The organism is Bacillus sp. AFS098217 (genome assembly GCF_002551815.1).
Taxonomy (GTDB): domain Bacteria; phylum Bacillota; class Bacilli; order Bacillales; family Bacillaceae_G; genus Bacillus_A.
Genome location: NZ_NVPR01000073.1, coordinates 1 through 24,725, shown reverse-complemented (window position 1 = coordinate 24,725; position 24,725 = coordinate 1). Strand labels below are relative to the sequence as shown.

The 24,725-nt window shown below is 35.0% G+C and carries 25 protein-coding genes and 1 pseudogene; 4 read left to right on the top strand and 22 right to left on the bottom strand.

The genetic code is table 11. The annotated features are described in order from the left end of the window. Positions 1-28 precede the first annotated feature (28 nt). The 5 genes from COO03_RS18915 to COO03_RS18895 all read right to left on the bottom strand — a co-directional run bounded on the left by COO03_RS18915 (position 29) and on the right by COO03_RS18895 (position 5,155). Positions 29-289 (bottom strand): LemA domain protein, encoded by a 261-nt coding sequence (locus tag COO03_RS18915; protein WP_097898634.1) that lies wholly within the window; start codon positions 287-289, stop codon positions 29-31. Between the two features lie 95 nt (positions 290-384). Beyond that, complete coding sequence (gene arcD / locus COO03_RS18910; protein WP_097898633.1) at positions 385-1,812, bottom strand: arginine-ornithine antiporter; 1,428 nt, start codon at positions 1,810-1,812, stop codon at positions 385-387. A gap of 217 nt (positions 1,813-2,029) precedes the next feature. Continuing rightward, positions 2,030-3,541, bottom strand: a complete 1,512-nt coding sequence (locus tag COO03_RS18905; protein WP_097898632.1) for an ABC transporter permease/substrate-binding protein — start codon at positions 3,539-3,541, stop codon at positions 2,030-2,032. Between the two features lie 3 nt (positions 3,542-3,544). Then, positions 3,545-4,498 carry an ABC transporter ATP-binding protein gene (locus COO03_RS18900; RefSeq protein ID WP_097898679.1) on the bottom strand — a complete coding sequence of 318 codons (954 nt, stop codon included), beginning with the start codon at positions 4,496-4,498 and terminating at the stop codon, positions 3,545-3,547. A gap of 102 nt (positions 4,499-4,600) precedes the next feature. Next, on the bottom strand, positions 4,601-5,155 hold the full coding sequence (locus COO03_RS18895; protein ID WP_097898631.1) for a YdcF family protein: 555 nt from the start codon (positions 5,153-5,155) through the stop codon (positions 4,601-4,603). 592 nt (positions 5,156-5,747) lie between these two features. On the opposite strand from COO03_RS18895, the gene COO03_RS18890 reads away from it, so the two are divergent. Next, positions 5,748-7,223: a protein adenylyltransferase SelO gene (locus COO03_RS18890; RefSeq protein ID WP_097898630.1), complete on the top strand. Its 1,476-nt coding sequence runs from the start codon at positions 5,748-5,750 to the stop codon at positions 7,221-7,223. 235 nt (positions 7,224-7,458) lie between these two features. Here COO03_RS18890 and COO03_RS18885 read toward each other — a convergent pair whose 3' ends face one another. The 12 genes from COO03_RS18885 to asnB form a co-directional block, all read right to left on the bottom strand. Beyond that, positions 7,459-7,998, bottom strand: coding sequence for an NADPH-dependent FMN reductase (locus tag COO03_RS18885; protein ID WP_097898629.1), 540 nt, complete (start codon positions 7,996-7,998; stop codon positions 7,459-7,461). 228 nt (positions 7,999-8,226) lie between these two features. Further along, on the bottom strand, positions 8,227-9,444 hold the full coding sequence (locus tag COO03_RS18880) for a glycosyltransferase (RefSeq protein WP_097898628.1): 1,218 nt from the start codon (positions 9,442-9,444) through the stop codon (positions 8,227-8,229). Between the two features lie 216 nt (positions 9,445-9,660). Next, positions 9,661-10,290 (bottom strand): response regulator, encoded by a 630-nt coding sequence (locus COO03_RS18875; RefSeq protein WP_097898627.1) that lies wholly within the window; start codon positions 10,288-10,290, stop codon positions 9,661-9,663. Positions 10,291-10,304: 14 nt separating this feature from the next. Next, entirely contained in the window at positions 10,305-11,423 is a 1,119-nt protein-coding gene (locus tag COO03_RS18870; protein ID WP_141523145.1) for a GAF domain-containing sensor histidine kinase, read from the bottom strand. A 208-nt stretch (positions 11,424-11,631) separates the two neighbouring features. Beyond that, entirely contained in the window at positions 11,632-12,180 is a 549-nt protein-coding gene (locus COO03_RS18865; RefSeq protein WP_097898625.1) for a cysteine hydrolase family protein, read from the bottom strand. A gap of 240 nt (positions 12,181-12,420) precedes the next feature. Next, a complete protein-coding gene (locus COO03_RS18860; protein ID WP_097898624.1) occupies positions 12,421-12,903 on the bottom strand; it encodes a hypothetical protein in 483 nt (160 codons plus the stop codon). 396 nt (positions 12,904-13,299) lie between these two features. Then, complete coding sequence (locus COO03_RS18855) at positions 13,300-13,947, bottom strand: nitroreductase family protein (RefSeq protein WP_097898623.1); 648 nt, start codon at positions 13,945-13,947, stop codon at positions 13,300-13,302. 103 nt (positions 13,948-14,050) lie between these two features. After that, positions 14,051-14,926, bottom strand: a complete 876-nt coding sequence (gene dat / locus COO03_RS18850) for a D-amino-acid transaminase (RefSeq protein WP_097898678.1) — start codon at positions 14,924-14,926, stop codon at positions 14,051-14,053. A gap of 208 nt (positions 14,927-15,134) precedes the next feature. Then, positions 15,135-16,124 carry an N-acetylmuramoyl-L-alanine amidase gene (locus COO03_RS18845; protein WP_097898622.1) on the bottom strand — a complete coding sequence of 330 codons (990 nt, stop codon included), beginning with the start codon at positions 16,122-16,124 and terminating at the stop codon, positions 15,135-15,137. Between the two features lie 100 nt (positions 16,125-16,224). After that, the gene (locus COO03_RS18840; RefSeq protein WP_170958187.1) at positions 16,225-16,560 is read right to left on the bottom strand and encodes a hypothetical protein; all 336 of its coding nucleotides are present in this window, start codon (positions 16,558-16,560) and stop codon (positions 16,225-16,227) included. 38 nt (positions 16,561-16,598) lie between these two features. Continuing rightward, positions 16,599-16,958: a GNAT family N-acetyltransferase gene (locus COO03_RS18835; RefSeq protein ID WP_097898620.1), complete on the bottom strand. Its 360-nt coding sequence runs from the start codon at positions 16,956-16,958 to the stop codon at positions 16,599-16,601. A gap of 93 nt (positions 16,959-17,051) precedes the next feature. Next, the gene (gene asnB / locus COO03_RS18830) at positions 17,052-18,953 is read right to left on the bottom strand and encodes an asparagine synthase (glutamine-hydrolyzing) (protein ID WP_097898619.1); all 1,902 of its coding nucleotides are present in this window, start codon (positions 18,951-18,953) and stop codon (positions 17,052-17,054) included. 217 nt (positions 18,954-19,170) lie between these two features. On the opposite strand from asnB, the gene COO03_RS18825 reads away from it, so the two are divergent. Next, positions 19,171-19,638, top strand: a complete 468-nt coding sequence (locus tag COO03_RS18825; protein ID WP_097898618.1) for an Hsp20/alpha crystallin family protein — start codon at positions 19,171-19,173, stop codon at positions 19,636-19,638. Between the two features lie 65 nt (positions 19,639-19,703). Here the strand turns inward: COO03_RS18825 and COO03_RS18820 are convergent, their stop codons facing one another. Beyond that, positions 19,704-20,291 (bottom strand): SCO family protein, encoded by a 588-nt coding sequence (locus COO03_RS18820; RefSeq protein ID WP_097898617.1) that lies wholly within the window; start codon positions 20,289-20,291, stop codon positions 19,704-19,706. Positions 20,292-20,806: 515 nt separating this feature from the next. Between COO03_RS18820 and COO03_RS18815 the strand changes: the two are divergent. Continuing rightward, a pseudogene (locus tag COO03_RS18815) lies at positions 20,807-21,016 on the top strand (MBL fold metallo-hydrolase); the annotation flags it as partial. A gap of 333 nt (positions 21,017-21,349) precedes the next feature. On the opposite strand, the gene COO03_RS18810 reads toward COO03_RS18815, so the two are convergent. The 4 genes from COO03_RS18810 to COO03_RS18795 form a co-directional block, all read right to left on the bottom strand. Next, positions 21,350-22,192: a DegV family protein gene (locus tag COO03_RS18810; protein WP_097898616.1), complete on the bottom strand. Its 843-nt coding sequence runs from the start codon at positions 22,190-22,192 to the stop codon at positions 21,350-21,352. 153 nt (positions 22,193-22,345) lie between these two features. Then, complete coding sequence (locus tag COO03_RS18805) at positions 22,346-22,597, bottom strand: DUF2535 family protein (RefSeq protein WP_141523306.1); 252 nt, start codon at positions 22,595-22,597, stop codon at positions 22,346-22,348. A 155-nt stretch (positions 22,598-22,752) separates the two neighbouring features. Further along, complete coding sequence (tatC, locus tag COO03_RS18800; protein ID WP_097898677.1) at positions 22,753-23,496, bottom strand: twin-arginine translocase subunit TatC; 744 nt, start codon at positions 23,494-23,496, stop codon at positions 22,753-22,755. A 133-nt stretch (positions 23,497-23,629) separates the two neighbouring features. Beyond that, positions 23,630-23,809 carry a twin-arginine translocase TatA/TatE family subunit gene (locus COO03_RS18795; protein WP_097898614.1) on the bottom strand — a complete coding sequence of 60 codons (180 nt, stop codon included), beginning with the start codon at positions 23,807-23,809 and terminating at the stop codon, positions 23,630-23,632. A gap of 215 nt (positions 23,810-24,024) precedes the next feature. Here COO03_RS18795 and trhA point away from each other — a divergent pair, with 215 nt between their 5' ends. Beyond that, positions 24,025-24,681 (top strand): PAQR family membrane homeostasis protein TrhA, encoded by a 657-nt coding sequence (gene trhA / locus COO03_RS18790; RefSeq protein ID WP_097898613.1) that lies wholly within the window; start codon positions 24,025-24,027, stop codon positions 24,679-24,681. Positions 24,682-24,725: the final 44 nt, after the last annotated feature.

Genomic DNA, 24,725 nt, shown 5'->3' with positions numbered 1-24,725 from the left:
CGTCAGGTTACAAAGAGTAAGACTTATATTAGTGAGAAGGAAAAGTTTTTTTCTCTTGCAAAATAGCATTGTGAGCGATCTTCATTTTAGCAAGTACATATCGTAGTCTATCTTCAGCATTTTCATCCTTATTATGCTGTAAATCCGCCAAAGTCTCTACAGAACCAGCTAAATTTTCAATAACTCCACGCAATTCGGGATGATGATTAAAAAATGACTCCTGTACTAAAATTTTCCGTAAGTCACTTGCCAATTCCATAATTCTTGCTAATTGTTCTTTCTCTTCCATTCTCATCCCTCCTAAATATCTTACATATTAGATATTCTGTAAATAAATGCGAACTCCTTGTAATCAAAATAAAAAAGCCCTTCAAGAGGACTTTTCTACATTTTGATATTACCTGTAATAAGCATGTACAGTGATACGATTGCTGCAATAACAATTACAGCCATTGCATATCTCTCCATACCTGAAAAACAACGATTTCCTTTTTCTTTTCGTGCAAACATATAAACAACAAGTCCAATACCATATACAATTGAGACAAGTAGTAAGTTCTTTAAGCCCGCTGCGTAAATCAACCATATAGAATACGCAGATGCAATTAAAGCCAATAATCCATTTTTTAATCTGGCACGCTTCAGTTCCTTTGTAACAACTAATTTCAATTGATACAGTGCTGATAATAAGTATGGTAGTAAAATGGATGTAGATGCAATAAAATACATCATTTGATACGTTGATGCCGAAAACAGAACGATAATAAATAACGTTTGTGCAACACCATTTGAAATCCATAATGCCATATGTGGTGTTTGTTTTTTATTTGTTTTCGTAAAGACTTTCGGAAATACACCATCTTTCCCTGCTACATGAGATATTTCAGAAACAAGTAAGAACCAACCGATTAATGTCCCAATAAGTGACGCAACTAATCCAATATTAATAGCAATTGCGCCCCACGGTCCAACAACGTGCTCTAATACATGTCCCATTGACGGAGTTTCTAAAGCAGAAAGTTCTTGTCTTGTCATAGCTCCCATTGAAAGCACTGAAATCAAAATATAAATAGACATGACTAAAATGAGTCCGAACACTGTCGCTTTTCCAACATCTCGGCTATTTTTTGCTCTTCCAGATAATACGACTGCTCCTTCCACTCCAATAAATACCCAAAGTGTAACAAGCATCGTATTTTTCACTTGCCCAAGTACAGAAGAAACAGAAATTGTTCCCTCACCCCAGAAATCATGTGTAAACGTATCCCAACGAAACGCTGTAACCATCACTACAATGAATAATAGAATGGGAACTAGCTTTCCAATTGTTGCAATAAAGTTCATAATAGACGCTTCACGAATTCCAATTAAAATCAGAAAGTGAAGTGTCCATAATAAAAGAGATGCACCAATGATAGAAGCTGCATTGTTTCCTCCTTTGAAAATAGGGAAGAAATATCCAAGCGTACTAAACAATAACATAATTGTTGCTACGTTTCCTAAAATCCCTGCAAGCCAATATCCCCATGCACTATTAAAACCAATATATTCACCAAATCCAGCGCGTGCATAACTATAAATTCCACCCTCAAGCTCTGGTTTTTGTCTTGCTAATGTTTGGTATACAAGTGCAAGCGGAATCATTCCCATTGCTGTAATACACCATCCAATTATTGTGGCGCCACTATTTGCCCCTACTGCTAAATCATGAGGTAGACTAAATACGCCACCGCCAACCATTGTTCCAACTACTAATGCGATTAATGGAAAAAATCCTAATTTCTTTTCTATCGGTACCACCCCATCTGTCATTCTAGGTGTTATGTTCATCCTTTCAACTATTAAAGTCACCTTTTCTCTAATAGACGTTTCTATTATATTTTTTCAGGAAAACATTACTTATTCTAAAAGAAAATGAGTAAAAAGGGAATACTTTTTTGAAAAAATGTATAAGTATGCACGAAAAAACCGTTCATTTTGTAATGAACGGTCATTTCCCAAACATAAAATTGTATATTTCTTGTAAAAATTAACGAATTAGCTTTTCTTTTTGTAAAAATTGTTTTGCTACTTTTTCAGCGCTTTTACCATTTACATTTACTTCATAATTCATTTTTCGCATCTCTTCATCTGAAATCTTTCCAGCAAGTTTATTCAATACCTTTTCAAGCTCAGGATATTTTTCAAGTGTCTCTTGTCTTAATAATGGAGCCCCTTGGTATGGAGGAAAGAGCCCTTTATCATCTTCTAATACTTGAAGCCCATATTGCTCAAGTTCACTATCCGTAGAATACGCATCAATAACTGTAACATCACCTGATTCAATTGCACTATAACGCAATTTTGGTTCCATCGTTTTTATATTTGCAAACTGAAAATCATACAATTTCTGCAATCCCTTATAACCATCTTCTCTATCGGCAAATTCTAATGTAAATCCTGCCTTAACATTCGCAGAAATATTTCTTAAATCTGAAATTGTTTTGACATGATACTGCTCCGCAATATTTTTGGGCATTGCTAGTGCATATGTATTATTATATTCCATTGGTTTTAACATTTTCATATGATATTTCTTTTCCATACCTATACGTGCTTGTTCATATACTGCTTCACGATTCGTGCTCTTCGGCTCTTCTTTCACAAAAGTGGATAAAGCAGTTCCTGAAAATTCAGGATATATATCAACTTCTCCTGATTTTAAAGCCTCAAAAACAAATGCTGTTTTCCCAAACCCAGGTTTCAGTTCTACATGTAAATCTGTATCTTGTTCAATAAGTTGTTTATACATTTGAATTAGAATTTCTGGTTCAGATCCAAGTTTCCCGGCAATCACAATATCTTTCTGTTGCGTATTCCCAATAAAGGGTGTAACTATAACTATGACTACAATACATACAGCTGATATAATACGCCCTGGAGAACGTTTTGTACTTTCAAACATCCGAAGTACTCCGTCAAAGAATAAAGCTAATAGCGCAGCTGGTACAGCCCCTAAAACGATAAGAGCATGATCGTTTCGATCAATACCAAGTAAAATAAGTTTTCCGAGTCCTCCAGCCCCTATTAATGCAGCTAACGTCGCTGTTCCAACAATTAATACCATCGCTGTACGAATACCCGCCATAATAATTGGCAATGCGAGTGGAAGTTCTACCTTCCATAATCTTCTCCAGCTATTCATTCCCATTGCTTTTGCAGCCTCAATAAGCGATTCATCTACCTTACGAATTCCTGTATAAGTATTTCGTAAAATAGGCAATAACGCATACACAACTAACGCAATGATTGCTGGAAGTTTCCCAATACCTACTAGTGGAATTAAAAGCCCCAGTAAAGCTAATGAAGGGATCGTCTGCATAACAGCTGATGTTCCTATAATAAACTCGGCAATTCGCTCTCTTCTTGTTAACAAAATACCGAGCGGAACTGCAATGATTACTGCAAAAAATAAAGAAATAAGTGAAATTTGAAGATGTTCAATCAATGCATGAAATAATTCTAATTTTCGTTCTTGAAAGACTTGTAATAATGCAGACACTATTTAGCCCCTTTCCTTCATTTGCCTAACTATATAGTTCACAATATGGCGGCTTGTCACTGTCCCAACATATTGTCCATCCTTTTCAATTGGTACAGATTCTTCTGTCTGCAAGCGAATCAACGCTTCTTGCAGAGGAGACCATAAAGATAGAGGTGAAATGTCATTTTGTCTTTGTTCACTATTCTCAAATGGCAGTATATCTTCAACGTTCTTCCCTTCGTACCAAGGGCGACCACGATTTCCAATAAACTCTTCTACAAAATCATTCGCTGGATTATGTATAATTCCTTCTGGTGTATCTAATTGAACAATTTTCCCTTTTTTCATTACACAAATACGATCACCAAGTGATAATGCTTCTTGCATATCGTGCGTTACGAAAACAATTGTTTTTTGAATTTTTCTCTGTAATTTCACAATATCTTTTTGTAACTGTTCACGGCTTAATGGATCTAGTGCACTAAATGGTTCATCCATTAGAACAATCTTCGGATTGGCTGCTAGTGCCCGTACAACTCCCACACGCTGCTTCTGTCCACCAGATAGTTCATCCGGCATACGATCCCGATATACATCTGGATCTAATCCAACCATATCAAGCAATTCATCTACACGTTCTCGGACTTTCTCTTTACTCCATTTTCGCATTTCAGGTACAATCGCAATATTTTCAGCAATTGTCATATGAGGAAACAAAGCGATTTGCTGCAAGACGTATCCAATGTCCCAGCGCAATTCATGAATGTTATAATCTTGAATGTTTTTTCCATCAATAGAAATTGATCCTTCTGTCGTTTCAATTAAACGATTAATCATTTTCATTGTTGTCGTTTTCCCGCACCCACTCGGTCCAATGAGAACAAAAAATTCTCCTTTTTTAATTTCTAAATGCAATGAATCCACTGCTTTCGTACCATCTTCATATGCTTTTGACACATGATTAAATTGAATCACAAATACAACTCCCTTATTATTATTTCTTTCATTTTGATGGAATCTAGCCTGCTTTTCAAATGATACGCTTACCCCCATAAAAAAGAGCCCTTTGCTTAGGCTCTAGTGATCGAATAATATTGTTTTCATAATCGCGGCGTATTCTCGTATGTATGCCTTTTTCTTAGAACGCACTGGCGTCGGGGCAGCTAATGCTTCCATCCTCATACCTAAACGTTCAGCAATAATCTTCGTCCGATATAAATGATACGTATTGCTTACAACAACAGCGTGCTTCACACCGTATAAATCTATGCTAAATTTTAGGTTTTCATATGTGCTTGTCGAACGATCCTCAAGTAATATAAATTCCTCTTTAATACCGCGGCTCAATAAATAATTTCGCATGCTATGTGCTTCTGGAATATCCTCATCTTCCCCCTGGCCACCCGACACAATCACTTTTGTTTCTGGATGAGCATGCAGATATTCTAAAGCTGCATCTAATCGATTTTGAAGAGATAAAGAAGGCTTATCCCCAAATAGTTTTGCTCCTAAAATTAATATGTACGGAGCGCAATTGCTTACTTTCTCATGAGCTACTTTATTCATGCGATATGTTATATACATAATATATAGTGTTGGCAATAAACAAAGGAAAAATAAAATCCATTTCATATATAAATTTACACTCCCTTTCTTTACATTATATCGAAAAAGAAAGGGAGACAGAAGTATTTTTAGTGACTACGTTGTCCTGCATTTTGAGGATTTCGTGCTTTTTTTGAAGACGTATGATCCTGCGTTTGATTACCTTTATGTTTCGCTGATCCTAGTGCTTTCGTTTTTCCCATGTTAATTCACACCCTCTTTTATATGATTCCCTTATAACTTTTGTATTTTTGCTCCCATCATGCAATGGATTTACTGGAAGTTCCTCCTCTTTTTCGCATGTTCTTTTCACATAAATACAATCAACAAGAGAAGCTCTACATCTTCCGTTTATTGAAATTAACTATTTTTTTAGATAAACTCAGGAAAAGAACCCACCAACAAAATCATTTGCACGAGATGTTATAATTGTATCAAGTTGTGCGCTAAAACCTTTTGCAATTTCAGATTTCAATGTATTTTTTCATTTTCCAATTTGAGTATAATTTTGATCTTTCTCCTAAAAATATTGCTATGTGACAAGAAAAGAGGACCTGCTTTAAGATTTTCTCATAACAAATTTTATTTTATGTAAAAAACAAAAAGAAAGGGAGATACAATGACAAAGGGAAAAGAAATAACAGGAACAGGATGGAACTTAGACAATAGTTATGCCCGTCTGCCAAAATCATTTTTTACCACCCACAGTCCAACTCCTGTACGTTCACCTAAGTTGTGCATTCTCAATGATCCATTGGCAGCATCCCTAGGGTTGAACGATCAGGCGCTGCAAAGCGAAGATGGTATAGCGGTGCTTGCTGGCAACCGGATTCCCAAAGGTGCCTTACCTCTTGCTCAAGCTTATGCGGGGCATCAATTCGGACGTTTTAACTTGTTAGGAGACGGCCGAGCTCTGTTACTTGGCGAGCAGATTACTCCCCTAGATAAGAGGGTTGATATTCAGCTTAAGGGTTCTGGTAAAACACCATACTCCCGCCGAGGTGATGGTCGCGCAGCACTTGGACCGATGCTGCGCGAATACATCATCAGTGAAGCAATGCATGCGCTTGGTATTGCTACTACCCGTAGTCTAGCGGTAGTGACTACCGGTGAGTCAATAATTCGTGAAACCGAGCAACCTGGGGCAATTCTGGCCCGTGTAGCTGCAAGTCATCTGCGCGTCGGCACCTTTCAATACGTTTCAAAATGGGGCACTGCTCAAGATCTCCGAATTCTCGCTGATTATACATTGCAACGCCATTATCCAGACGTTGGCGCTGCCCCGAACCGCTATCTTTTCCTGCTTCAAGAAGTGATTAAACGTCAAGCCACACTAATTGCCGGGTGGCAACTTGTTGGCTTTATTCACGGAGTGATGAACACCGATAACATGACCATTAGTGGAGAAACTATTGATTATGGTCCTTGCGCCTTCATGGATACTTATGATCCGGCAACGGTATTCAGCTCCATTGATATTCAAGGTCGATATGCCTATGGCAATCAGCCTCATATTGCCGGGTGGAATCTCGCACGATTTGCTGAAACTCTATTGCCACTGCTGCATATAGATGAGACGCAGGCTATCAAACTGGCCCAGGATGCGATTTCAGATTTTACTAAGTTGTATCAATCTAATTGGCTCACGGGAATGAGAGCTAAACTAGGAATATTTAACGAAGAAATACAGGATGAATCCCTTATTGAAGACCTCCTTAGTATGATGCAGAAGTATCGTGCGGACTATACTAATACCTTCCTCACATTAACTTTTGATACACTAGAGGATACAGTCTTGTTTGGGACCCCAGAATTTACTCAATGGTATAAGCAGTGGCAAGCGAGACTAGACAGACAGCAGGAATCGAAAGCTTCTTCACATCAATTAATGCGAAACAGCAATCCTGCACTAATCCCGCGGAATCACCGGGTAGAAGCCGCACTAGAAGCCGCAGTGAAACAAGGAGATTACAGCGTGATGAAGCAACTTCTTGATGTTCTTTCGCGTCCCTACGCGCACTCCCCGGAACAGGCTGATTACGCCACACCGCCTGCGCCATCATCCTACCCTTACCGAACTTTTTGCGGTACATAACATAGAAGTATTAGGGATGGTTCTGTTTTTTTATAATTGCATTAACGCCTTGTCTCGTTTTACTATTGGTACAAAATAATGCTACCTCGTTACTTGAGGTAGCATTATTTTAGTTTACAGATACATTTGATGGACATAGTTTAGAGTTTTAGTACGAATTAACGACTACATCTCTATCACGAAAATATAGATTTGATCGTACACCTTCTTCGTCAATATTATGATAAAGAGCGTTTTATCCCTCAACCCCTAATTGTTTCTTTACCTCTTTATATACATTCATGTATCCTTTTAGTTCTTTTATTAAATCCTGAATCAATGGTTTTGCCTCTTCACTAATCTCGCCATCTTGTACGTATAAACCATCTAATACAACCTGCTTTGGAATTGCATTCGCATACACACCTCTCGCTACAATACGCATGCTATTTAATGCATTAATTCCGCCTTTCCCTCCGCCCGCAACTGCTAATAAGGCTACCGGTTTATGAATAAATTCACTACTACTTAAAAAATCTAATGCATTTTTAAGCGCACCGCTCATTGCATTATGATATTCAGGTGTGCAAAGCACTACACCATCCGCTTCTTTCACTAAAGTTTTTAACTTTGTTACTGCTTCTAATTCACGCTGTGATTCTTCACCATTATATAAAGGTAATTCCTCAACCGCTAAATCATATAATTCTCCTTCAAATTGCTCAGCAATATATTTTGAAATAACACGTGTTCTACCAAATTTTCGTGGTGTCCCATTAATTACGACTAATTTCATGAATATTTCTCCCCTTTGTTTTAAGTTCTATCTATATATTATCAGAAATTTATATACAAATCACAATCAAAAGAGGGAAATTCTTTGAGAAAATAGTATGAAGAATAAAAAAAGAACTCATACTTTTGTATGAGTTTCTAGAAATGACCGTTCTATTTGTTAATGATTTAAATACACTATCGCTCTTGTTTACTGTAAACTCAATGATTCTTGCGATTTATTTCTTTTTTAATAAAACTGCGTATTCTTCTCTACTGCACTTGCTATATGCATCGGTAACTCTTTTATTTTAGACTCGAGATACTTTTGTGCCTTTGCGCCTAAATGTTTCTTACTTTCGATATAATAGGCACAAATGGAAATCTCATAATCAAATAAATAATCGTACACGTGGTAATCTACAAAAAGAAGATCTTCTTTCGGAAAAGGGATTTCTTTTCCTTGCAATGCATACATTAAACCTATATGGTTTTTAGACATCGTTCGATATACCCTTGCAAGTTGATATAAAGATTCTGCTCTAGTTGGTCTATACTCCCAAGCATTTTGAAAATACGTAATAGCTAGTGCAAAAAACTGTTCTTCCTGCTGAATAAAACCTTCAATTTCAGACTGATTTTCTTCCGCCTCTTTCTTAAGCTGCCCTTGTTTGAATGAAGAGATATTCGCCAACTGTTCATAACAAAGACCAATTCTTAGGAACGAATAAAATACTTCTTCCGCCCATCCTCCAGCTTCAACCCTTTTCTTGTACCATTTAATTGATTCCTCAAATTCACTTAGATGATAATAAGTTTGGGCCAAATAAAACAAATACCTTACTTTTAAATCTGGTGTAGTTGTCAGGTCTTGTATCCCTTCCAATAATAATCGTTTATCCCTTTCAAATTTATCAACCTTACTTCCACCATCTCCTTGATCATTAATAATAAGACCATCTAGTCTATCTACTCCCGCATTATAATCAGCACCTACTTTAGAACGGTCTATATCCCAGTATTCATGTGTAACTCCAACGGATTTCCACGGTAAAGATGTTTTTAGCAGACGAGTAAGCCAATATTTAATATGAATATCGTATTGCAACGTCAGATAATGATCCTTAGTTAAACTACGTTTATCAAAATCAGGTGTAACTTCTAAAACCATATCTGCGTCAAGCACCAACAAATAATCAGACTCTGGATACGTTTCTTGTGCCAATGATACAGCTAAGCTTCGGTTATAACCAAAATTCCGAAACGGTTCATGATGAATCGTTCCAGGTATTCCATTTTCTTTACACCATTTTTCAATAATTCCAGGCGTACGATCGGTAGAACCTGTATCACAAATGGAAACAAAGTCAATGATTGGTTTAGCCGCATTCAAACATCTTTCAATTATTTTTGATTCATTTTTTACAATCATGCAAAGACATAATTTTTTTTCTTGTTGGTTTACCATCTTACCACCTCAAATTTTGTGAAACTGCTTTTTAACTTACAATATGTACCATTACACTTCACGCCACACAAGACATTCTTTTACTATTTATGAAGATTTCACTTTATTTATTCTGATTTTTATTCACAAAGCCAATAAGAGCTTCTTTACAACAGAAATAACAATAAAAATAAAAAAGAAACTCGTACTCTTGTACAAGTTTCTTTTTTGAAACAGTTAACTATGTTTTACAGCATACAAAGCAGCTTGCGTCCGATCATCTACGTCTAACTTAGCAAGTACATTTGAAACATGTGTTTTAACCGTCTGTTCTGTAATATGAAGCTCTGCTGCTATTTCTTTATTACTTCTTCCTTTCGTAATTTCACGAAGGACTTCTCTTTCTCTTTTTGTCAGCATAGACAAACTATCTTGCTTTTCCTCTTTCACTACTGGTCGTCCTAACAAAACAGGAGTTACTTTCGGATGAAAGTTTGTATTTCCTTGATATACCGCAATAATGGAAGCAACAAGTTGATCTGGCTGTACTTCTTTCAATTGATAACCATCTGCGCCAGCTTCCAGTGCTGGCAAAACATAATCTTGTTCTGAAAAACTACTTAACATCAGGATTTTAATAGTATCGTCATATTGCTTCAATCGTTTTGTCGCTTCAATCCCATCCATTTTCGGCATTGATAAATCCATTAATACTACATCTGGCCTTTCTTTTCGAACAAACTCTAACGCTTCTTCTCCATTCTCTGCTTCGCCTATAATTTCAAATTCCTCTTTCGTTTTTAAAAAGAATACAAGCCCCCTTCGAACAATATGATGATCTTCTACAAGTAATAGTTTAATTTTCAATAACCTTCTCCCTTTCAAACCGGTAACTGAATCTCAATCTTTGTTCCCTGTCCCGGCCTCGTTCTTATTCGAAATGTTCCTTTCATCAATTCAATTCGTTCTTTCATATTTTTTAAACCAAGTGCTGAATCTCTTACTTTTTCTTTAACAAACCCAATACCGTCATCTTCAATTTGAAAGTTTAACTTACTATTTTCTGTTTTTAAGTTAACAAACACCCTCCCGCATGAAGCATGCTTTTTACAATTATGTAAAGCTTCCTGGCTCACACGCCACAGCACTTCTTCTATTTCATCACCAATTGAAATAATCCCATCAATTCGAATTGCTACTTGAATACCTAATAACTTTCCGTAATTCTGCACCGCTTCTGCAAGCCCTTTTTCTAATCCTTCTGGCCGTAATTGCCAAATTAATAATGTCATCTCTTGTAACGCTTCTTGCGATAATTCTCCTATGTAACTTAGCATCTCTTGCAATTCTTTGTCCTTTGTCATATCAAGAGTCCCTCTAGCAGTTAACATAATGGAAAATAACAATTGTTTAACCGAATCATGTAAATCACGCGCGAGTCGATTTCTCTCCGCTACCACTACATATTTGCGCTCTTTCTCAACTAGCCTAATTCGTTGTATCGTTGTTCCAATCTGAAATGCAATTGCTTCTAACAAGGCTAATTCTTCCTCCGTAAAATGTGTTTTATGAGGTGAAGCAACATTTAATAGACCGAACTTCTTAGCTCCAGCACGAAGAGGAATCGTCGCATGATGCGTAATCTCTTCCGTCTCTCCCCAATTATATTCAATGGCATCTTCAATTCGCTTACACTCAATAATATTTGTTGCCTTTTCTAAACGTCCATTCACGAATCGATCGACACACCAACAATCTCCTTCACACATCGGTTTCTTTTCCTTCCATGTAAGTGCTGGTGGCAAATTTTTATCAACAAGCATACGATGCATTCCGTTTTCATCAATAAAAAAGATCCAACCTGTTTGTAAATTCATAACTTGCAATAATGTATGTAATACTTTCTCTAACATTTCCTGCAAATTTGTTGCTTCATTTAATAATTCTGCAATTTCTTTTAATGCTTCTAGACGCCGCATTTCCTTTTCATCATAATTCATCTTCATCACCAACTACCATTATAACATTAAGAAATTTCTAAATACTACAAACAAAAAAGTTCAAACAATTCATTTGATCTAAATCAATTACCAGAAAATATTAGTCCGTTTATTAAAAACCTGATTCAACAGCAAGTTGTAACTATGTAAAGAAAGAGACCTCAATGAAAAGGTCTCTTTCTTTACATAGCTCTCATTTTTTCCATATTCACTGTACTTCTGCATGTAAACAAGATTTAAAATGTCCTAAGGCAAATTTATGCCCTTGCTCATTAAAGGAAGCTACCGCTTTCTCATGTACAACGATATGAAACCCTTTATTATAAGCATCCACTGCTGTATGAAGAACACAAATATCCGTACATACGCCAACAAGATGTACTTCCTGTATCCCTCTTTCTCTTAGCTTCATTTCTAGATCTGTTCCAGCAAAAGCACTGTAACGTGTTTTGTCCATATAGTACACATTTTCCTTATCTTGATATTCTTCATATACACTTTGTAACTCTCCGTATAAATCTCTTCCTTTTGTACCAGTTATATTATGGGGTGGAAATAACTGCGTCTCAGGATGATACAAATCTTTTTCTTCATGTTTATCAATTGCAAATACAACATAATCTCCGTTTTCAATATACTGCTTTGTAATTTCTACAAGATGCTTTTCAATCTCTTGCCCTGGCTTTCCGCATGTTAATGCACCTTTTTCAGCTACGAAATCATATGTATAATCAATATTTATAAGAGCACGTTTCATTACGGCTTCTCCCTCCTATTTGTTTCACACTAAACAATGGAAAACGTGTTTTTACGACGCAGTATATTGTATTCGACATTTTCAAACAAAATCCCTACAAAATATATACCTGTCAAATGATAGGTACATATTTTTTCATTGGAATTCGTAAATCATATTCATTACATTCAAATTCAAAATAAAAAAGTACATTACTTAGAAAAGTAATGTACTTTTTATTATTATAATATTTCAGCTATTTTAAGAGGCTGGTTTCGTTTCAAGTTTCGCCTGCGTATAGCTAATAACTTTTCCACTCGGATCATTATTCTCAAATTGGACTGCAGTTACTGTATGAGATCCAGTTTCTAACGTTTTTTGTTTTAATTCTACTGTTGTCTGCGTCGTGCGGGTAACTTGATATTTCTCTTCAAACATATCATCTACAAATACAAACGTTTCTTTATCATTTTGAAAATCAGTAAGTTCGATTTCGACTTGCTGAATTAGGGTGTCTCTCTTTATAAACACAGTCGGTATATTACCATTTTCAGAAGTGCCATCTGGTGTGACTATCTTTATTTTACCTTCACCAATTGGCATTACTCCTTCAGGAAAAGGAATCATACTCTCATCACTTGCATTTACAACTTGTCCTTCTTGTTTAGGTTTTACTTCCTCTTTTGAAACCCCACACCCTACTAATAACAAAGCAGACAATCCAGTGATTATGAATTTTTTCAAAATTCATCCCCCCTGTAAATCGATTCTTAATTTATTATACAAAAATAACTTTTCATTTTAAATTTATTTTTCAACACTTCCGTGAACAATTGTTTCCGCTCATCATAACTGTATCATATTTTCTTTTTTTATATCATAAATTTTTTCAAAAAATAATTAGCAATTCCTTCTTATTCTTTATTTTAACCCACTATTATTAGAAAATATTCCAATCTAAAAAGGTTTCTTCCCAAGAAAAAAATTTCATTATATTGAATGCAGTAAAAAACTCTTTTAATAACTCATTCACTTTATAACCTAGGACAGTAAAATCTTGAACAAAATTCATCATTTCAATCCAGTATAAAAAGACATTGGTATATCCAATGTCTTTTTCACGTTTATCACAAAAATATCCTAATAAATAAACTTTGTAATATCTGTTACTTCTTTTCGAGCAAGCTTCTTTGGCTTATCTTTTGGATATCCTAGCGAAATTACCATATTAATTTGTTTCTCTGGGTCAATTTGTAAATATTTTCGCAATTCATTTTGTGCTAATAAAACGGGTCCTGTCATCGGACAAGTCCCAAGACCTCTTGCATGTGCTGCCAGCATTAAATTTTGAGCCGCTAAACAGCTACTTTTAATCCCCTCTTCTTCCCATACTGCATCTGGAACGAATTTGATTGGATCAAATATTTTTTCACGAAACTTTGATTCATACGGAGTTGCTAAACATACAATTAGCACTGGTGCTTCAGAAAAGGCGGTTGCATATGGCCCAAATGAACGAGTTAATAGCTTCCCAGCTTTTTCTTCTCCATTTTTTGCCGCCTTTTCAGCTAACGTATGTAATGCATCCCATGTCATTTTTTCGATATCTTTAATTTTATCTCGATTCATAATGACAATAAATTCCCACGTTTGTGAGTTCGTATCACTTGGAGCATAACGAGCACAATCAATAATCTCTTCTATGTCACTAACAGATACCTCTTGTTCTATAAACTTTCGCACACTACGGCGTCCGTGAATTATTTCTTTAAATGCTTCATAATTCATATACATAAAATCCCCTTTTACAGCATTTTTAAAATTTGTCCTACGCTTGCATTATATCATGAAAAAAAGCTGGTGGAATACCAGCTTCCCTTTCCTTATATACTCAATTTGTTACTTTTAAAGGTGCAATACTTTCTTCATAAGCAGCTTGTAGTTTTTTCGTAACTGCTCCTCTTTCTCCATTACCAAATTGCTCATCTCCAATTTGAGTAACCGGAAATATTTCAAGAGGCGTCGCTGTAAAGAAGCATTCATCCGCTTCATATACTTCCTGTAATGAAAATTCTCGCTCTTCTACTTCAATATGTAGAGATTTTGCTAACGAAATGACATGATGACGAGTAATTCCATGTAAGATAAAGTGATCTGCTGGATGCGTAATCACTTTATTATTTTTTATAATAAAGAAATTTGAATGGCAACCTTCTGTTATAATTCCATCTCGAACTAATATCGCCTCTTGATATCCTTCTTCATTAATTTTATTTTTAATCATAATATTTGGAAGAAGATTTAAGGATTTTATATGACAAAACTTCCAACGAATATCTTCCTCTACCGTTACTTTAATCCCCTTTTCCATAAGTTCAGTCGGTCTTGGAAACGGTACAATATTTGCAAAATACATTGGCTTCAAGTTCGAATCATATACATGATTTCGCGGCTGAGCTCCTCTTGAAATTTGAACATACACATTCCCATCTTCTTGAAATTGATTTTTTTCAATTAATTGCTGAAGTTGTTCAATCAGTTCCTCTTTTGTAAAAGGTGGATTAAGATGAATTTCCTTCATGGATTTAAAGAATCTTTCTAAATGCAAATCTAGCAAGTGAGGTTTCCCATTATATAAACGGAACACCTCATATATTCCATCACCAAATTGTAAACCTCGTTCTTCTAGCGCAGCCATCGGCTGTTCTTCCTTCGTATTCACAATTCTTCCATTAAACAAAATCCAATCTTTATGAGCTCCTTTCACCATTCTCCACTCCTTTCCTAATAATAGTTTCATTTTACAACCCATCCACAATAAATACAAAGAATTTTCAGTCATTTAAATCAATAAAACACCTACTTAATAAAATATAAAATAATTTTCTAACAAAAAAAATCCCTCTAAGTTTTACCGTTTGTAAAACATTCAAGGAAAAGTTATGATTCACTTTCAGTAATAATCTCTTTATATTTTAATATTTATCATATTTAATATAAGATGGATCATAATAAATCCACTGACTTCCTCCAAGATTTAGCCATCCATTTTGGTTTATATATACTAAATAAGCTTCAGGAGGGTTTAGCTTACGTATGACTGAAGATGATGTTGATGGACCACTTCTTAAATTCACATTCGTTCCTTGAATATATGCCACTCCAATTGGACCACCATCGCTATTTCCATACTTAACATAATCAATGTATGATGGATCATTGTATATCCATTGTCCCGCTCCTAAATCTAGCCATCCATTACTTTCCTGATAAACTACATACGATTCTGGAGCGTTCAACTTACGAATAACTGAAGATGATGTTGATGGGCCACTTCTTAAATTCACGTCCTTTCCGCGAATATAAGCAACCCCTTTCGTTTGTGGTTGTGGATTAGGCTGAATCGGAGGGAGAGGATTTGATGCTAATCCCAAAATTGTAGTAATTCCGCTTACATATGCTTGGCATAAATCTTCTATAAACTGCTGGTTTTTTAATAAGTTCGCATCAAATGTTGTATCGATGAAAGCAGTTTCTGTTAATAATGCATCCATTGCAGTTTCTCTTAACACTGCATAATTCGCTTTTTTTGCCCCTCGATCACGAAGACCATATTTTGTTAGTACAGACTTTACTGCTGTATGCATCTTTTGTTGCTTACTTGCTGCAGAGCTGCTATCTGATAATCCGTTATAAATATAACTTTCAAACCCTGTTCCACCACCACTATTAATGTGAAATGAGATAAAAAAGTCTGCCCCAAAAGAATTAGCAATATTTGCACGTTCGGATAATGAGATGAATATATCGCTATCACGTGTCATTTTAATAGTAATGGTATAGTTTGCAAGTAAAATATCTCGAACACGCTTCGCAATTTGCAGTGTTAAATCTTTTTCAACTAGACTGTTTCCAACACCTCCAGAATCATATCCACCATGTCCTGCATCTATAACGAGCTTCATATATCATTTCCTTCCTCTATTTAATAAAGCATATATTTATGCTCGTCCTATTCTATGTAAATCATAAAGAATTGGTTACAAAAACAGATAAAAAACCGCCTTATATAAGGCGGTTTCTATCAGCTCGATTTAACCAATTTAAAATAAATATGTAAGATTGATAATGAATATGACGTATACAAAATAAGCTAAATAAAATCGCAATCCCAATGCCGCTATATAATAAGCCAAACTTCAAAAAAATATTTAAAATTGGTGGAAAGTGAGCTGTATGTTGCAAGAAAAATAAAGTACAAAACAAAATAAAAAACACTGGAATGTATTGCCATTCATACGGTTTGCGCTTTTTACGCATCATTTTCCGAATAAAAATTTGACATAGTTCTGCTACTACAAAACAGCCTCCAACTAGAAAAAGACCCGTTGTCATCGTCATACATCCACCTGCCTTCTATTCATTTCCCTGCCTAGTTACTAGAAACGTTTCATATATATTTCACTGTTCAATACAAAACCTAGGTTCCCTATAAAAGACTTGGCTTGCTCGGTTAACTCTCCCTGTAGCACCTTGATATCCTTCATATTTCTCTGTTTCATCATCTCTTCAAATGTAAAATAGGCATTCGTTCCATATCCATAGCCTTGATAATCAAAATGAATCATTAAATTAGATAATATAGCACTCTCACCTTGTGTCAAATAATCAATTACCCCAATATATGTATCATCAGCTTTTATACAATATTGAACATCTTTTTTCACTAAGCTATGTGACGCAAACATTTCCTCAACAACTTTTTCTGTTTCAAAATTCACTTTTTCAAATGTAATCACGCTTTGTCCATCCTTTTATTATTATTGTATCAAGTACCATACATATTTATGAAAAAAACCTTAAGATCGAATGCGATCTTAAGGTTTTCCTAATTAAACTAAGCTATACGCACGTTTTGTTTCTTCATGAAAATGATTCGTATCATATTTATGCTCAACATAAATTTGGTGCCATACCATAAATGCTAGTACTGTCCAAATTTTACGGCTATAATCGCCTTTATCTGCACAATGTGCTTCCAGTAAGTTTAGTACATACTGTTTGTCGATTAAATGCTCAGTTTTGCTTTCTTTAATAATATTAACAGCCCAGTCGTGCATTTCATCTTTTAACCAATGACGAATCGGTACTGGGAAGCCAAGTTTTTTACGGTCTAACACGTGATCTGGAACAATTCCGCGCACTGCTTCACGTAAAATTGCTTTTGTTGTTCCATTTGCGATTTTTAATTCTGTTGGAATTTTAGACGCAACGTCAAATACTTCTTTATCCAAGAATGGTACACGAAGTTCCAATGAATTTGCCATCGTCATTTTATCAGCTTTTAATAAAATGTCGCCACGTAGCCATGTGAACATGTCGATGTATTGCATTTTGCTTACATCGTCATAATCTTTGATTTCATTATACAATGGCTTCGTGATATCCATATAGTTAATACTTTCATTATAATACTTCATTAATTCAGCTTTTTCTTCTTCACGGAAGATTTTCGCATTTCCATAGTAACGTTCTTCAATTGGTGTACATCCACGCTCTAAGAAGCTTTTCCCTTTAAATCCTTCTTTAAGCGCACCACTTAATGCTTTTAATACGCTCTTTCCTGGAGTAGGAATGTAAGAGAACATTTTTAAAGAATTTGGCTCACGATAAATGTTATATCCACCAAACAGCTCGTCCGCACCTTCACCAGAAAGAACTACTGTTACATGCTTGCGTGCTTCTTTTGCTACGAAGTACAACGGCACAGCAGCTGGATCAGCTAAAGGATCATCCATATGCCAAATAATTTTTGGGAATTCATTCATAAATTCTTTTGCTGTAATGAAGACACTATGGTTAGTAACACCTAATTTTTCTGCCGTTTCTTTTGCTACATCAACTTCACTGAAGCCGCGGCGCTCAAAACCAACAGAGAATGTTAAAAGGTTTGGATTCATTTCTCTTGCGATAGACGCAATGATAGATGAATCGATACCACCAGATAAGAATGAACCTACTGGTACATCACTACGCATATGCACTTTTACAGAGTCGTATAATACATCGCGAATTGCTTGAATGTGCTCTTCTTTCGTTGCACTTGAAGCATTGAAATACGGTTTCCAGTAGCGATGAATTTCCATCTCTTTACCGATTTCTTTCACAAAATAATGACCAGGTTCAATTTTGTTAATATCAGTTGTTAACGTTTCTGGTTCTGGTCCATATTGGTACGTAAAATAATGTTGCAGAGAAGTTGGGTTTACATCTTTATCTTGCATAACCTGCATGATACTTTTCTTCTCAGATGCAAAGAATGTTGTATCACCTTGCTGTGCGATATATAGTGGCTTAATACCGAAATGGTCACGTGCTCCAAAAAGTTTTTTCTCTTCACGATCCCAAATCATGAATGCGAACATACCGCGAAGGTAGTCTACACATTTCTCTTTCATATGTGCATACAATGCAATGATAACTTCTGTATCAGATTGCGTAGCAAATGTTGCACCTTTTTCAAGTAGCATTTCACGTAATTCTACATAGTTGTAAATTTCACCATTAAAAATAATTACATATCGATCATTTTCATAAGTTAGCGGCTGATGTCCTGCCTCTAAGTCAATGATACTTAAACGGCGGAAGCCAAATTGTACATGTTCATCACGAAAATATCCTTCGTCATCTGGACCACGGTGGAAAATAATCGTGTTCATATTTTCAAATTGATGTTTTTCTGTTTCTGAAAACTCTCTAGGGTTTTCACATAAACATCCTACAAAACCACACATACTTCTTACCCTCTTTCAGTTTTCATTCTGTTTCTATACTACTATATCAACCCTATTTATACTAGCATAATCGACTCAATATGGCGACAAAAAAACTATAAAAAATCACTCCGTTTCACATTTTTAACATTTTTTTCTGCAAAGATGAAAAATAGGCACTCACATTCACTCGCTTTTGTCATATGATATTGCAAATTGATTTCTAGGAGGGAATACCATGAGTGAAGAACAAAAAGATTCCTCTTCTCGTCCACCTGTTCGCAGTTATTTAAAGCAGATTGACGATTTTTTCGAGCAAACACCTCTTCGTAATGTAATTGCTGATTTGAATCATTTTTTTCAAAAAGGAAATCGTTTATTAACATTTCCTGTAGATTTATATGAAGCCGGCAAAGACCTCGTTGTCAAAGCTGAACTCCCAGGGATTCAAAAAGAACAAATACAAATCGAAATACAGAGTGAATACTTAAAAATTTCTGTAACAGAAGACGTGCTTGAGGAAACGAAAGAGCATACATCTCATAACTATTATCGCCGTGAACGCTCAATGTCAGAAGCCTCTCGCATTATTAAATTACCATATTTAATTAATAAAAAGACAGCAAAAGCCTCTTATCAAAACGGCGTATTAGAAATTCGTGCACCAAAACTTCCACAGCAACATGATATTTTATCCATAGATTAACATTTACTATATATCTAAATCCCAAAATACAGTTATAAAAAGAAGGATGCCGAAGCATCCTTCTTTTATTCCAATAATCGTTTCATATCACGTAAGATATCTTCATATGGCGTATTGCTAATTCCACTATACTTCTTCATCACTTTTCCATTTTGATCAACTAAATAAAATGATGTACCATGCATAACTTGATCATCATTATCTGGTTTATCTACAAGTGTTTGGAAGTTATCCTTTGCAAACTTCTTCACATCTTCTAATGAGTATCCTGTAAGCAAATTCCAGTTCTTCGTATCTTCTGTGAATTTTTGTATAAATGCTTTCAAATCTTCTGGCTTATCAACTTCAGGATCTACACTAAACGAAACAAATTGAACATCTAAGTTCTGTTCTTTCGCCATTTTTTGTAACTTAGCCATATTTGCAGTCATCGGTGGACAAACCGTTTTACAATGAGTAAACATAAAATCAGCTACCCATACTTTCCCTTTTAAATCTTTCGTTCCAAACTGTTTACCATCTTGATTTATGTATTGGAAAGTTTCTAAATCCCAATTTAATGGTTTACGGAGTTTTGATCCTGAGTCGCATCCTGCAAGTATAAAGAAGCAAAAAACAACTAAAAGACCAATCAGCTTTTGATAACGCTTCATTTTCAAACCTCTCTTCTCTTCCCTTAATTTATGTAAGATATGTCTATCATAACAAAAGTAAACACTATGAGAAAATTGTTTATCCTATTTGTTCACGAAATCGTGCGAAATTAAGTAAATCACTTCCTATTTTCAAGCGAATTAATAGACAAATGCTCCATTGTTTACTAATTATTATTTCTTTGTTACCTCTTTATATAACATTTTATCTTCTCTTTTAACTAACTTTAGGTAAGAAGTCTCCCTCCTCTAAGCGTTAGCATAGATAGTGAGTAGTTCACATGCTAGCTTTCTATTTTGTAAAGATGTTCGCACCATTTTTTACAATCTTTTAATTGTTAATCAACTTTTTTCACTGTTTTCCTTTACAACATTTCGGTACAATACGGCTGCAAAGATTTCAAATAAGGTGATGTTCATGGTAAAGCGCTATGAAAACATGGATAATATTAATACAAAAAAAGATTCGTTCATTTTTAAGATGGTGTAAAGAACGAAAACAAAACAGGTTTTTCAATGCTACACATTTCATTCCCATGCATTACGGTGCTTTTGCACTTGCAGATGAGACACCAAGAGAAGCCATGACAAGACTTCGTAATAACTGGAATTTACGTATGTTGCCTTTGGAACAACTTCATGTGTTATTTCTAGGGCAAACTTTTATTTTAGAAAAAATGTCTTCTGAAATAAAAGAATCTGTAAAAAAGCACATAAAGCTATAAATCCCCTTCCTCTTTTATGCATATAATGAAAGAGAACTCTAAATAATCAAGTGTTTTTTGTTCATATAAATCTGTAAAAACGGAGAGGAATATTATATGAAGGAATATTTACAACGGCGCTTTATGATTTCAATAAGTGCCATCATCACGATAATCATTGTATATTACTACCAGTTATGACATCGCAACTAATGTTTTTTCACCCCTCACTGATTATTAACTCTCACGAACTGGACTTTTACGGGCAGTAATACCCCACCTATCTTTTTTACTTGGATATTACTGACCGTGAATAGCAAAATAAAAAAGAGCTACTCTCAGGTAGCTCTTTTTCTATTCAGCAAAATATGAAAATCCAATTGCACCTGCACCCGTGTGAGTACTAATAACTGGCGTTGTATAAAAAATTTCTGTTTGGGTAAAACCGCTTATTTTTTCAACAGCTTCCTTCATTTTTTGCGCTAATGGCAATGCTTTTGCATGCGGCACAGCTACTGATTTTACTGTTTTACCAGCTATGTCTTCTTCAAACATTTTCATCAATGTTTTTACGATTTGGCCTTGGCTACGTACTTTTGCAACTGGATTGAGGACACCATCTTCAACAATTGCAATTGGCTTTATGTTTAGCAAAGAACCAATCATCGCTTTTCCTTTTCCGATTCTGCCACCTTTTACAAGGTTTTCTAACGTATCTACAACAACATATAAACGTGTGTTTTTTCGCACTTCTTCAACACGTTTTAAAATATCCTCTAAAGAATGTCCTTCTTGCGCCATTTTTGCTGCTTCAATTACTTGATAGGCTAAAGCATGCGTAATGTACAATGAATCTACTACTGTAACTTTTGTATCAGTCATTGTTGCTGCAGTATTAGCTGTCGCAACCGATCCACTTAAACCGTGTGTTAAGTGGATGGATAGAACTTGGCTACCGTCCTCTCCTAAACGATCGTACATTTCAACAAATGATCCGACCGCCGGTTGTGATGTTTTTGGTAATTCTTCTGACTTTTCCATTTCTTCAATAAATTCATCCGGTTGTAGGTCAACACGATCTAAGTATGTTTTTCCATTCACAGAAATGGATAATGGGATAACATGAACACCATATTTTTCAATCACGTCTTGTGATAAATCCACCGTTGAGTCTGTAACAATTTTAATTTTTTGCATATTCTACTTCTTCCCTTTCCAATACGCTCTCCTTGTTATTATACTAGCATTCCCAAGGCTTTCAACCATTTGAAACCATTTTTCAATAAAAATCTTCTGTTTTATGCCTAAAAAGAAAACGACAGGGTGCATTTACGCTGTCGTTACTTTCAATTATGCATTTTTTTCAAGAGTATTTGTTTTATACACATTCGAATAATCATTCCACTTTAAGCAGCTTTGCAAATATTCGCGAAAAGAGTATGAGAATCTCGGTTGTTTTTGTTTTTGAATTTTAGCGATAAATAATTGAAGACGCGACTGAATTAGAAATGCTAACGGATGCTGTGCTTGTAGGACAGGAATTTCAAATATTTTAATACAATTCCCTGTTGAATGAGTGAAATAAAAACTTTTCATGATCACGATATCAATCCTCTTTTTCATTGGATTTATAACTTCAGTATAAACTTACAATGGTGAAAAGTTTGTCTAAATTTCGGAGATTCTATATTTTTTTTCTTCTTTATATTGTATACGATTATAAATATAGTATAACAAATAAATAAAAAAAAGTGCCTTTATAATGAGGCACTTTTTGACTGCATTTCTTCTTCTCGTCTTCGTTTTCTTTTACTTACAATTTTTGATAACGCGATACTTATTTCATAAATACAAATTAGCGGTACCGCTACTAAACTATGTGATAAAAAATCTGGAGGAGATATACAAGAAGCAATAACAATCAATATAACATAAGCATATCTTCTAACTTGCTGAAGAAATCCAGCCGTTAATAACCCAATGCTTGTTAAAAACATAACGACAACTGGCAATTCAAATATAACTGCAAATGGAACTGTTAAATTTAATACAAAATGAAAATATTTTTCCGTCGTAAACATTGTATTAAACATTTCATTACCTATTGTCGTTAAAAAATGAAATAAGAAGGGCATCACAATAAAATATCCGAAACATAAACCTGCTATAAACAATACACATAATATAGGAATGTACATTAATGTCATTTTTTGTTCACGTGGGTGCAAACCTGGTTTCACAAATAACCAAATTTGCATCGCTGCTAGCGGAATTGTACACACAATGGCAAATACAGTAGCAATCGAGAAAAAGATCCATAATACATCACTTGGACCGAGAACTGTCAATTTCATCGGTAAATCTTTTACAAGCCAAAAATAAATATCTTTGGTGAAAACAAAACCAATTATTAAAAATACTACGAATGATAAGACAGTAATTATTACGCGCTTTCGAAGTTCCACAATATGTTCTACTATACTCATCTCTCGATCTTCCATCTCTTTCACCACACTTCTCTCATCCAATCCAAATTCTTCTATTTCCCCTAGAAGAATGAATACAAATCGTTTATTATCATTTCCATAAAGTAGGAAAGTGAGTATAAAAAGTTAAGCGCCTTACACCTAGCTTTTATTTATTTTTTTCTTTGTCCTGAAACGTATCATCCGTTAATTCTCTTGTGGATTTTTTAAATTCTTTTAACGTCTCACCTAAAGAACGTCCGATTTCTGGTAATTTTTTAGGACCAAATAATATCAGTACAGCTACTAAAATTAAAATTAACCCTGGAAAGCCGATATTTGATAACATTTTTCCCCATCTCCCTTATAAGTAGATTTCTTATTCTACTATCCCATAATTTCATTTTGTCAAAAAAGTCTGTAAACGTCAATGTATCCGCTATCATTTGTCGAAAAAATCCAAAAATATAATCGATTATACAAATTTCATTTTCTATTTTTATTGCATATGGTATGGTAAAAGAAATGATATCTTATTTCATCATAATAGAAAGGATTCAAATCATGACGCAAAAAATAACAAAAATGACACAATTCGTAAAAGAAGAGATTGCCAATGCGATTACTCATGGAATCGGGGCTATTTTAAGTATCCCGGCCTTAATTATATTAATTATTCATGCTTCCAAACATGGTACAGCCTCTGCTATTGTTGGATTTACTATTTATGGTGTGAGCATGTTTCTACTATACTTATTTTCTACACTACTACACAGTATCCATCATCCAAAAGTAGAAAAATTATTTACCATTTTAGATCACTCTGCTATCTATTTATTGATTGCTGGCACATATACACCTTTTTTACTCATTACACTGCGCGGTCCCCTTGGATGGACACTACTTGCAATTATTTGGACACTTGCCATCGGTGGGATCATCTTTAAAATTTTCTTTGTACGTCGTTTTATTAAAATGTCAACACTGTGCTATGTCATTATGGGCTGGCTCATTATTGTTGCCATTAAACCACTTTATGAAAATTTAACTGGACACGGATTTTCATTACTTTTAACAGGTGGAATTTTATATTCAGTAGGAGCTATCTTCTTCTTGTGGGAAAAGCTACCTTTCAATCACGCAATTTGGCACCTTTTCGTACTAGGCGGTAGTGCAATGATGTTTTTCTGCGTACTATTTTATGTCTTACCTGTCGCATAAATAATAACAAAGTCTCAGCTTGAAAAGCTGAGACTTTGTTATTA

What these genes read in the sequence shown, in the direction of transcription:
- COO03_RS18915 (WP_097898634.1), bottom strand. Translation starts at nt 289, where the DNA reads ATGGAAGAGAAAGAACAATTAGCAAGAATTATGGAATTGGCAAGTGAC.
- COO03_RS18855 (WP_097898623.1), bottom strand. Translation starts at nt 13,947, where the DNA reads ATGAATTATGAAGCATTTAAAGAAATAATTCACGGACGCCGTAGTGTG.
- COO03_RS18895 (WP_097898631.1), bottom strand. Translation starts at nt 5,155, where the DNA reads ATGAAATGGATTTTATTTTTCCTTTGTTTATTGCCAACACTATATATT.
- COO03_RS18880 (WP_097898628.1), bottom strand. Translation starts at nt 9,444, where the DNA reads ATGGTAAACCAACAAGAAAAAAAATTATGTCTTTGCATGATTGTAAAA.
- COO03_RS18845 (WP_097898622.1), bottom strand. Translation starts at nt 16,124, where the DNA reads ATGAAGCTCGTTATAGATGCAGGACATGGTGGATATGATTCTGGAGGT.
- COO03_RS18840 (WP_170958187.1), bottom strand. Translation starts at nt 16,560, where the DNA reads ATGACGATGACAACGGGTCTTTTTCTAGTTGGAGGCTGTTTTGTAGTA.
- arcD (WP_097898633.1), bottom strand. Translation starts at nt 1,812, where the DNA reads ATGACAGATGGGGTGGTACCGATAGAAAAGAAATTAGGATTTTTTCCA.
- trhA (WP_097898613.1), top strand. Translation starts at nt 24,025, where the DNA reads ATGACGCAAAAAATAACAAAAATGACACAATTCGTAAAAGAAGAGATT.
- COO03_RS18820 (WP_097898617.1), bottom strand. Translation starts at nt 20,291, where the DNA reads ATGAAGCGTTATCAAAAGCTGATTGGTCTTTTAGTTGTTTTTTGCTTC.
- asnB (WP_097898619.1), bottom strand. Translation starts at nt 18,953, where the DNA reads ATGTGTGGTTTTGTAGGATGTTTATGTGAAAACCCTAGAGAGTTTTCA.
- tatC (WP_097898677.1), bottom strand. Translation starts at nt 23,496, where the DNA reads ATGGAAGATCGAGAGATGAGTATAGTAGAACATATTGTGGAACTTCGA.
- COO03_RS18865 (WP_097898625.1), bottom strand. Translation starts at nt 12,180, where the DNA reads ATGAAACGTGCTCTTATAAATATTGATTATACATATGATTTCGTAGCT.
- COO03_RS18795 (WP_097898614.1), bottom strand. Translation starts at nt 23,809, where the DNA reads ATGTTATCAAATATCGGCTTTCCAGGGTTAATTTTAATTTTAGTAGCT.
- COO03_RS18825 (WP_097898618.1), top strand. Translation starts at nt 19,171, where the DNA reads ATGAGTGAAGAACAAAAAGATTCCTCTTCTCGTCCACCTGTTCGCAGT.
- COO03_RS18890 (WP_097898630.1), top strand. Translation starts at nt 5,748, where the DNA reads ATGACAAAGGGAAAAGAAATAACAGGAACAGGATGGAACTTAGACAAT.
- COO03_RS18810 (WP_097898616.1), bottom strand. Translation starts at nt 22,192, where the DNA reads ATGCAAAAAATTAAAATTGTTACAGACTCAACGGTGGATTTATCACAA.
- COO03_RS18885 (WP_097898629.1), bottom strand. Translation starts at nt 7,998, where the DNA reads ATGAAATTAGTCGTAATTAATGGGACACCACGAAAATTTGGTAGAACA.
- COO03_RS18870 (WP_141523145.1), bottom strand. Translation starts at nt 11,423, where the DNA reads ATGAATTATGATGAAAAGGAAATGCGGCGTCTAGAAGCATTAAAAGAA.